Below are 9,480 nucleotides of genomic sequence, written 5' to 3' on the forward strand. Positions count from 1 at the left end.
GAAGAGGGGGAAGAGGGGGAAGAGGGGAAATAATTATTGTTTTTTGATCGAGTTGGGTTTAATATATAGCGTTTATCAAAATAGTAAGGTACACCTATTTCTTAATAATAATGGGTTTTAGTCTGTTCTATGTACCTCATAAATATAAGAATTGCTATATTAAATCCCTACATTTCTAATTCCTAATTCCTAATTCCTAATTCCTGAGATAAATTATTAATGATAAAAATAGTCAAAAAAGAAATAAATAAAAGAATTGTAACCCAAAACCAAGCCTCTTGAAATTCTCCTGCTTGTACTGCAAAATAAATAGCCATAGGGATTGTTTGAGTTTTATTGGGTATATTTCCTGCTACCATTAAAGTTGCACCAAACTCCCCTAAAACACGACTAAAAGATAAAATTGTTCCTGCTAAAATGCCACGAAAAGCTAAGGGTAAACTAATATAATAAAATATAGCAATTTCAGAAGCACCCTCCACTCTTGCTGAGTCTAATAATAATGAATCTATTTGTTCAAATGTGCCATCAGCATTTCCTTTTTTTACATGAGTTAAAGTTTCTCTGACATTATTACCAAAAATAAATTTAGATTGTAAAGAATCTAAAATCCCCAAATTTTTAAAAGTTTCTTGAGCATATTTTCCAGCAGGAACACTACGCATTTCTCCTACGGCAATTAGTTTAATTTCTGGCTTTAATAAATCATTAAAATTAGTTAAAGATAAAGGATTTTCTTTCGTAGTAATTAACACCAGTTTATTGATTAATAAATCTTTTCTGGTATCAGGTAATAATAAGTTTTTTTCTTCTAAAATATCCATTTGTTGAGAGGAAGCACTAATAAATATATCAATAGAAGCACCCTGTTCAATTTGCTGTTGTAAAATGCCAGAGGAGGCAAAATTATAGTCAACATTTTGAGGATATTTTTGATTAAATTCTTCTAAAACTGGTTTAAGACTAGCCGCCGCACCAATTAAAATTTTGGGTGGTTGATTGTTATTTTGTTGCTTAATAATAATAACAAAAACGACTGTAAATAAAATTAGTAATAAACTAAAAATTTTTTTTAAATACATTAAACTATCATCACTACTGCTATTGATCAAATAAATACTTTATTAGTTTATCTTATAGCTTATTTCGATCGATATAAAGAAATAAATTTCATTGCTTATAGCACAAGTCTGCTAAAACGACTAATTTCAAAAGATTGAAGTATATTTCGTTTGTCTCTTATTATTTAAAAAGACATTTAGGGTTTGCTGAAAAAGTATTTTGACAGAATAAGTGTTAGGGCGTTAGGGTATTAGGGAGATTTTTTTTCAAATTTCAAGTAATAATAATAAATCTTGAAATAATCAATTTATGATAGTAAATTATCAAAACTCATTACTTATTACTAATAGGAGATTGGTGGGCAATGCCCACCCTACAGAGTTATTGCTACGAGGGAAGGTTTTGGCGGTTGATTAGGTTGTAAATTAGGCCAATTTGAGCCTTGGGGAATAGTTCTTTTTTGGGTAAATTCTTCTCCAGTAGTCGTTAAAATAGTCATTTCGGCGTTTATCTCCTGCATATCTTTTCTGATGCCTTTTAATTCCCCCGGATGTTGAATCGCTAAAAAAAGGCTTTGTTGATCTTTTGTAAAAAATATACCACAGGCTTCGGCTTCCATCGGAGTTATACCAAAGGGATAGGCTTTTCCTGCGTTTTCTCCCGATAAGGGTATATACCAAATGGAGTTGTTGCCTAAGACTCCACTTCTAAAAGGTGTAGCTTCTTTTGGTGATTGATTGTGTAAACCTGTTGGAATATCTGTTACTACCCATAAATCTCCGTTAGCATCAAATTCAAGGTTATCGGGATTAGCAAAACCCATACCACCTTTTGAAGGTTCACCACCCACACCAAGAATTTCCCAACTAAATGTCATGGCATCGGGTTTATTGTCGCTTTCCCTCAGACGCATTAAGCAACCATATTGATACATTTTACCGTCTCGATCGCTGAAAATTCGTTTATCGGGACTGCCTTCGCTTCCTGCAACTCCTGCGGTATAGGCAATAACAAGGGATTTATCTATAGGATTCAATTCTACATCTTCAGGACGAGCGCCACAAGTACCGCCAACGATATTAGCGCAATAATGGGCATCGATTAAGATGATACCTTGTATTTCTTCTTGGGTTTCCCCTATATATAAGTCTCCTAACTTCTTGTATTTTGTAGCAAAATTATCTAAATCTGCTTGATTGTTAACTGCAATATACGAGCCTTTTTGTCTGTCGGGGTTAGGTATGGTTAGCAATCCCCCTTGTAAATTTTGCAAGGCGATGGGATTAATGGGAGTGTCTGGTTTTAAGGGTATCCATTGCCCTTTTCCATCTTCGGACATTTTGGCAACGTATAACATCCCCTCTTGTAATAAAGCGGAGTTTTTCTTATCTGTAGGATTGATAACTTTTCCTTTCGAGACGAATTTATAAAGATGTCCTCCAGTTCGATCGCATCCAGAGTAAAATACTAGAGGTTGATCTTTTTCGGCTCGAATTGCTACCGCTTCATGACGAAAACGCCCTAACCATGTGTGTTTTGTGCCGTAATCATTGGGATTGCTCGGATCAATTTCTACCATCCAACCGTATTTATTTCCTGCTAAACCGAAGGGATTACCTTGCCCACTTAACCCCGATACGGGATTAAATTCAGGGGGTAAAGAAGTACCATCTGCCATAATACCTTCTGGTACATAACTTTGGAAATTTTCCTCCGCACTAAATACTGTACCCCAAGGAGAAGTACCCCCAGCGCAATTTGCAAAAGTACCGATGATTTTATCCCCTAAATTGTCGATATAGCCTAATCCTTGTTGTTTTTTAAAGATGAGGGTGGCAACCCCTGTTGACGATAAGTAACGATTATCTTTCCAACCCGAAATTCCAGTAATACGTCGATCGAGCTTACTGTAGGTGCGTTGCCATTTACCATTATTGTCTTTTTTAACAGATATTATACCGATACCTTGATCTATTAATAATTCAGCAAAAAATTCTTGAAATTTTATTTTAGCAGGGTTGTCATCAGGAAGGGCAAAAATGTTTAACGCCTGTCGATTTTGACGGGCTTGTGCTAAAGTATCTAACACTTCGGGAGAAAGGGATTTTTGCAATACCATTTCGTAGGATTGCAACCAAGGAGTTGGGCTTACATATTCAAAATTTACCACTAAAAAGCCTTCATTAGAGCTAGTTTCAACGAATGACACATAATCATTATTATAACCGAAACGAGAATCTCCTACTCGATCGCCCCAAGAGGCAATTACATCGTATTTAAAACCTTCGGGTAAAACTAAATCATCTTCGACTTTATAACTCTGATATATTTGTTTTTGTTGTTGATAATTAAGATTATCAATTTCTAAGGGAATAGGATATTTTATCGGTTGAAAATTAGTAAAAGAATGATTTTTTATAGTGGAGGTTTGGGCTTGTATTTTACTTTGCAATACTGAGCCACAGGCTGTTGTAGCGACTCCAATGCCTAAAAATGTTAAAAATTCTCTGCGATTAAAACTCATGGGGTTCGATCGAATTAAAATAGATTTTATTATAAAAAGTTAGAAATATTTTAATCTATTTCAGTCGAAAAAATGAGAATTTTTTGTTAATATTAAATTAATTTTTTGTTAAACTATTTTTAATCTTTTAGGCTCTTCTACAGTAGTTATGATATAGCGTTTATTAAAACAATGAGGTACAGTTTTAAAATACTATTTACCATTACCTATTCCCCATTATATCAGGTTCGGATGATTAGTTATAATACAAGTTTTGCGAACTTCTTTGCGCCTTTGCGTGAAATTTCACTATAATGATTTAATCAAACCTAATATTACTAATTACCCCGACTTTGAAAAAACCCTGCTGAAAAGGGAGACTTGAGAATAACAAAAAAACCCCTATAAAATAGGGGAAAATTTACTGAGAGTTGATGAAAAAAGTTTGAGTGATGATAATCATTACTCATTAGTTACTTACAACAGAAAAATATTCTAGCACAAAAGAGATTAATATACCTCAACGTGCCAACGTTCTTCTTTTTTCATTTGTTTACGCATTTCATCCCATTTTAAACCTCTTTTCTCGGCTTCTGCAGTAAAGGTTTCAGAAATAGGAGGCTCCATTCCTTTCAAACCACACATATAAACATGGGTATTGGGTTTTTGGATTAACTCAAATAATTCATCAGCATATTCGCTAACACGACTTTGAACATAAACTTTACCACCATCGGCGGTACTTTGTTCACGACTGATAGCATAGGTTAAACGGAAATTATCAGGATATTCTGCCGCCATATTCTCTAAATCTTCTTTATAGAGAATATTTTGGGTATAAGGAATACCAAAGATTAACCACGCTAAACCTTTGAATTGATACTCAGGATTAATCTCTCTTTCTTTAAACATACGCCATAAAAACGCACGGAAAGGAGCGATACCTGTACCAGTTGCTAACATGATAATAGTGGCATCCTCATCATCGGGTAATAACATTTCTTTACCCACAGGCCCTGTAATTGATACATCTGCACCTTCTTTTAGGTTACAAAGATAGGTAGAGCAAACACCGTAAACTGTTTCCCCCGCCTCGTTTTTATACTCTAACTGACGAACACACAATGAAACTGTTTTGTCATCTAGTTTATCACCATGACGGGTAGAAGCGATCGAGTATAAACGTAACTTATTAGGCTTACCCTTATCATCTGTACCGGGGGGAATAATACCGATACTTTGCCCTTCTAAATAGTGTAAATCACCACCAGAAAGATCGAAGGTTAAATGACGTACAGTACCGCTACCGCCTTCGGCAACTAATTCATAGTTTTCTAAACATTTACCCACAAAAGGGCTATTTGGGCGATAAATATTAACGGGTACTTTAACAGGTTTATGCTCTTTTGGTTTAGCTTGAGTCATAGGTTCAGGATTTGTAGTAAAATCGGAACTATAACTTAGACTATTTTCAGGAATAGGAGTGTTAATGCCCATAGGAGTAATTTTGATAATTTTACCTCCAAGACGATTAATGCGGTTCATTTCCTGATTCATTCGAGAGTAAGGCACAGCAATAAAACTACTGCCACTCTGGCGAATGGGATAGTCTAAATTACTGTTTCCTTGGTTTGCAATACCAACAACCTCAAAAAGAAAACGACGCTCTTCAAGATTATTCGAGAAAGTTTTAACTGTATTAATTTTTTTCATTTACTAAATAACTCCTTCCCTATTAAGCATCACCGTTAGCAGAAGCGGCAACTAAAGGAGAAACCACACCAATGGGAGAAATATTGACAATTTGTCCACCTAAACGATTAATGCGATTCATTTCGTAATTCATACGAGAATAAGGTACAGCGATAAAAGTACTGCCACTTTGACGAATAGGATAGTTTAAGCTATTGTCTCCTTGATTAGCAATACCAGTTACTTCAAACAAAAAACGGCGCTCTTCCACGGCAAGATTATTAGCAAAAGTTTTTACAGCAGTTGAATTTCTCATATCCTTAATATACTCCTGATTTTATGAAAGTAAAGTAAATTTTGTCTTAAAACGCTTATCATGTCAAATTTTCACCACATTAATCCCATGGTTAAATTCTCTTTTCATAAGCTCAATGTTAATATTACCAAAATGGGGAGTAAAAAGTAATGAGTAATGAGTAATGAGTAATGAGTAATGACGAATGAGGAATGAGGAATGAGGAATGAGGAATGAGTAATGAATAATAAATAATGAATAATAGACTTCGACCATATTTAGGATTTTACCACCGTAGAACAGGCATCTTGCCTGTATTGTACAGTAGAACATTAGTTTTTAATAAAAGAAGCGATGGGATTTGTTATCCAGTTGAAAGCAACGGCTAATTGATGCTCAAAGGTTGGTAAACGATAGAGATAGACTAAACGTCTTGCTAAGTAGGCTAAGTCTCCGTTTAATGAAATACCTAAACCGCTTAGGGTGGCGTTATCTTTGCCTAGTGCTAACATTTCTCCGAGGGGTTGATATTGAAAAGGTAATAATGGCTTATCTTCGATACTTGCCCAGATATTCCATGCACAATAATCTGATTGTTGAAAGGCGACTTGGGCAGTATTAGGCAATATTTTACCATCTTGATCTTTACATTCTACTAAATCCCCGATCGAACTAATCTCTGGATGGTTTTCGACTTGTAAATAGGGGTTAATTTTTATTTTGCCTTGGGAGTCTTGGGGTAAGGGTAATTTATTAATTATTTTGACGGGTTTTGTGCCAACAGTCCACAATACTATATCGACAGGGATGGTATCTATTTTATTTTTATATTCGATCGAAATCTGATTTTCTTCTATTTCTACGATGTTGGTTTCCAAATCTAACCAAATTTTACGATCTAATAGGGCATTTTTAGAGGTTTTTCGATTAAATTCAGGGGAATTAGTTAAAATATCGTTACCTCGATCGATAATCCTAATTTTACCCCGTTTTCCTAATCTATCAGCTATTTTTAAACCTAATTCTACACCACTATAACCACCACCTACCACGGCGACTCGAATAAATTCTTTATCCGAATTTTCTAATGTCCTTAATTTTTCTTTGAGACGATAGGCATTTTCTAAACTACGAAAGGGAATAGCATACTCCTTCGCACCTTTTACCATATCATCAGGAGTTATACCGCCTAAAGCCACTACTAATCGATCGTAACTTACCCTAGAATTAGTTAAAATTACCTCCTTATTCGTTAAATTAATATCCGTCACTGTATCCTGAATATACTGAATGGGAGTATTTGCCAATAAATCGCTATAGTGAGGCGCTATTTCCCAACTCTGCATTTCTTCCGTGATTAACTCATAGAGTAAAGGAGAAAAGACAAAACGATCGTTTTTATCAATAATTGTGATTTGTGGCTGTTGACTCCAGTGCAAATCTATTAACCGTAAAGCGGTATAAAGCCCTCCAAATCCACCACCTAAAATAACAATTTTCTTCACGTTACTTATGTCTCCCAATAACTTTATTTTTCATTCTATCTTAAGCTAATTTGTATTCATGTGGCACAGGCTCCTGCCTGTATTAATTGCCTTGTCTGGTTAGGACAAAACAAGGACAATGTAGAATAATAATGTAAAATTAAAAACCTTGAATAAAGTAACATAAGATTTTGAAAAGTCGTCTCATTCTCAAAGAAACATTATTATCAGGGATTAAAACTCTCGCCCAAAACCGAAATATTAATCCCGAATATCCCATCACCGATTTGATGGTGTCGCCCTCTGAAAGTGACTATATTGAAAGCATAACCCTTGATTTAGAGACTTGTAACCCTTTCCCCCAACCTTTACTCTATGGGGTTAATCTCTTAGATGGTATTTGGCAATTACATTATTCCACCGCTAGGGAAATTCGCTCTTTAAATAAACTTCCTTTTGGTTTTCAATTACAGCAGGTTTATCAAATTATCGATACTCAAAAAGCCTCTTTTTTTAATATTGCTTTTGTTAAAGATTCCACTGGATTACTTAATGGATATGTGAAAGTAACGGCAACTTTTGAACCAAAAATAGCTGAAAATGAGAATCTTCCCAATAATATTATTAATGTTAATTTTGATAAAAGATATATTTCTATCCAAAAAATTCTTGGTATTAAAACACCTATATTTGATCCTGTTAAAGTATTTAATGCGAGAAATCCTCAAGGGCGAATCCCTAGTTTAAAGATTACTTATATTGATGAGTCTTTACGCATAGGTAGGGGAGGAGATGGTAGTTTATTCATCTTGTCAAAACAAAAATCAATGATCAGTAGTTAATGAGCAATTTATAATTGAAAGTTATATATTTTTAGCTACTTATTCTCTTGATAAAGGCTAAAAAATCTTTTTATTGCCTGTTTTTATCTTTTTTTGAAGATTTGAAACTTTTAACTCAGTTATCTGCTATTTGGGATATAAGAAATTTCTATCATTAATCTAAAATTAAAGTGACATTTATTGTTATATTGAGCTAAAATTTAGTCTAAAAATCACAGTTATTCAATTAATGTTCACCTAGTAGATTATCGTTTTGTTCGATAGTTTACCGTCCAATTTTTAGCGTGTGACGAGTAAAAAGGAAATTGTATTCATGAATCTCAAATCATTATCTCCCAAATTACCTCAAACAGTTTTAGTACTTGGTTTAGGATTGATTTTTCAACCTAATTCTGCTCAAGCGGTTAATTCTGTCGGTTCGATCGAGAATTTAGACCTTTCTCGCCCTACTTTATTAGTTAGTAAAGCCGAAGAAGTGTCTGTTTTAGTAGAAAATGCTCAAACTTCTGATTTAACCACTGCAACCTCCGTTTCTATAGATAATCTCGATCGAAACAGCTATTCGATCGCCACGAATCAAAGATTAACCAATCTTTTAGAGGAAGCAAACCAAAATCCTCCTTTAGTAGGGATCAAAAGTAATGAAATTGTCAGCAAAAAAACTGAAGCACCTAATCTAATTGCCCAAAATTTCACTAACCCTCCCACTCAGTCAACTTCTATACCCATTGCAGTAGAAGCTCCTGTACAAACATCCACTAACAATCAATACATATCTATTCCTATTCGGGTAGAAAATAAACCAATTACCACTGTTAATAATTCTATCCCGAATAACAACTCCATTACTATACCTGTTGTTATACCTCAAAATGAAGTAAACGCTAAACAACAGACTGAAACTCAAATTTCTATTGAAGTAGAGCAACCCACTTTAATCAGCAACACCCCAAGAACATTAAACCGCAATGCTCAACCCTTAAACAATAGAATTATTAACCCGAATCAATCTCAAAGAAATACGATTCCACCTTCCGAAGATTTAGTCAGTGTTATCCCCATTGAGGTGGAATACTATAATCCAATGATCACTCCTTCCGCAGGGCAAATGGTTTCTCCAGATTTACCTCAAATAAATTCTCCCGAACCTTATCTTCCAGAAGGCGATCGACCCTTTAATGGTTATATCTGGCCTGCCAAAGGTGTGTTTACCTCTGGTTATGGTTGGCGCTGGGGTAGGATGCACCGAGGCATCGATATTGCAGGTCCCGTTGGTACTCCTATCGTAGCGGCTGCTGATGGAGAAGTTATCACCGCAGGTTGGAACTCTGGTGGTTTTGGTAATTTAGTTAGAATACGTCATGCTGATGGTACTATCACCCTTTATGCTCACAATAGCAAAATTCATGTTCGTAGGGGACAATTTGTTAAACAAGGACAACATATAGCGAATATGGGTAGTACGGGCTTCAGTACTGGTCCTCATTTACATTTTGAAATTCATCCCCAAGGACAAAAACCTGTTAATCCTATTGCTTTGTTACCTAGAAGATAATAGTGAATAATGAATAGTGAATAGTGAATAGTGAATAGTGAATAGTG

Annotated in this window: 7 protein-coding genes; 2 read left to right on the forward strand and 5 right to left on the reverse strand. The window is 34.9% G+C overall.

What is annotated here, in order from left to right; genetic code table 11:
- Positions 1-182 precede the first annotated feature (182 nt).
- The 5 genes from modA to ACN4EE_RS20555 all read right to left on the reverse strand — a co-directional run bounded on the left by modA (position 183) and on the right by ACN4EE_RS20555 (position 7,057).
- Complete coding sequence (modA, locus tag ACN4EE_RS20535) at positions 183-1,082, reverse strand: molybdate ABC transporter substrate-binding protein (RefSeq protein WP_431708367.1); 900 nt, start codon at positions 1,080-1,082, stop codon at positions 183-185.
- Positions 1,083-1,435: 353 nt separating this feature from the next.
- Positions 1,436-3,586 (reverse strand): PhoX family protein, encoded by a 2,151-nt coding sequence (locus tag ACN4EE_RS20540; RefSeq protein ID WP_431708368.1) that lies wholly within the window; start codon positions 3,584-3,586, stop codon positions 1,436-1,438.
- 489 nt (positions 3,587-4,075) lie between these two features.
- Complete coding sequence (petH, locus tag ACN4EE_RS20545) at positions 4,076-5,269, reverse strand: ferredoxin--NADP reductase (protein ID WP_431708374.1); 1,194 nt, start codon at positions 5,267-5,269, stop codon at positions 4,076-4,078.
- 31 nt (positions 5,270-5,300) lie between these two features.
- The gene (locus ACN4EE_RS20550; RefSeq protein ID WP_431708370.1) at positions 5,301-5,573 is read right to left on the reverse strand and encodes a phycobilisome linker polypeptide; all 273 of its coding nucleotides are present in this window, start codon (positions 5,571-5,573) and stop codon (positions 5,301-5,303) included.
- A gap of 311 nt (positions 5,574-5,884) precedes the next feature.
- Positions 5,885-7,057, reverse strand: coding sequence for an NAD(P)/FAD-dependent oxidoreductase (locus ACN4EE_RS20555; RefSeq protein ID WP_431708371.1), 1,173 nt, complete (start codon positions 7,055-7,057; stop codon positions 5,885-5,887).
- 170 nt (positions 7,058-7,227) lie between these two features.
- Between ACN4EE_RS20555 and ACN4EE_RS20560 the strand changes: the two genes are divergently transcribed.
- Both ACN4EE_RS20560 and ACN4EE_RS20565 read left to right on the forward strand, forming a co-directional pair.
- A complete protein-coding gene (locus tag ACN4EE_RS20560; RefSeq protein ID WP_431708372.1) occupies positions 7,228-7,878 on the forward strand; it encodes a PAP/fibrillin family protein in 651 nt (216 codons plus the stop codon).
- A gap of 313 nt (positions 7,879-8,191) precedes the next feature.
- A complete protein-coding gene (locus ACN4EE_RS20565; RefSeq protein WP_431708373.1) occupies positions 8,192-9,433 on the forward strand; it encodes a M23 family metallopeptidase in 1,242 nt (413 codons plus the stop codon).
- Positions 9,434-9,480: the final 47 nt, after the last annotated feature.

The sequence above is a fragment of the Geminocystis sp. CENA526 genome, from assembly GCF_050753365.1.
In the GTDB taxonomy this organism is placed as follows: domain Bacteria; phylum Cyanobacteriota; class Cyanobacteriia; order Cyanobacteriales; family Cyanobacteriaceae; genus Geminocystis.

Excerpts from the sequence above, each read along its gene's own strand:
- ACN4EE_RS20550 (WP_431708370.1), bottom strand. The coding sequence starts at position 5,573 with ATGAGAAATTCAACTGCTGTAAAAACTTTTGCTAATAATCTTGCCGTG.
- modA (WP_431708367.1), bottom strand. The coding sequence starts at position 1,082 with ATGTATTTAAAAAAAATTTTTAGTTTATTACTAATTTTATTTACAGTC.
- ACN4EE_RS20565 (WP_431708373.1), top strand. The coding sequence starts at position 8,192 with ATGAATCTCAAATCATTATCTCCCAAATTACCTCAAACAGTTTTAGTA.
- ACN4EE_RS20540 (WP_431708368.1), bottom strand. The coding sequence starts at position 3,586 with ATGAGTTTTAATCGCAGAGAATTTTTAACATTTTTAGGCATTGGAGTC.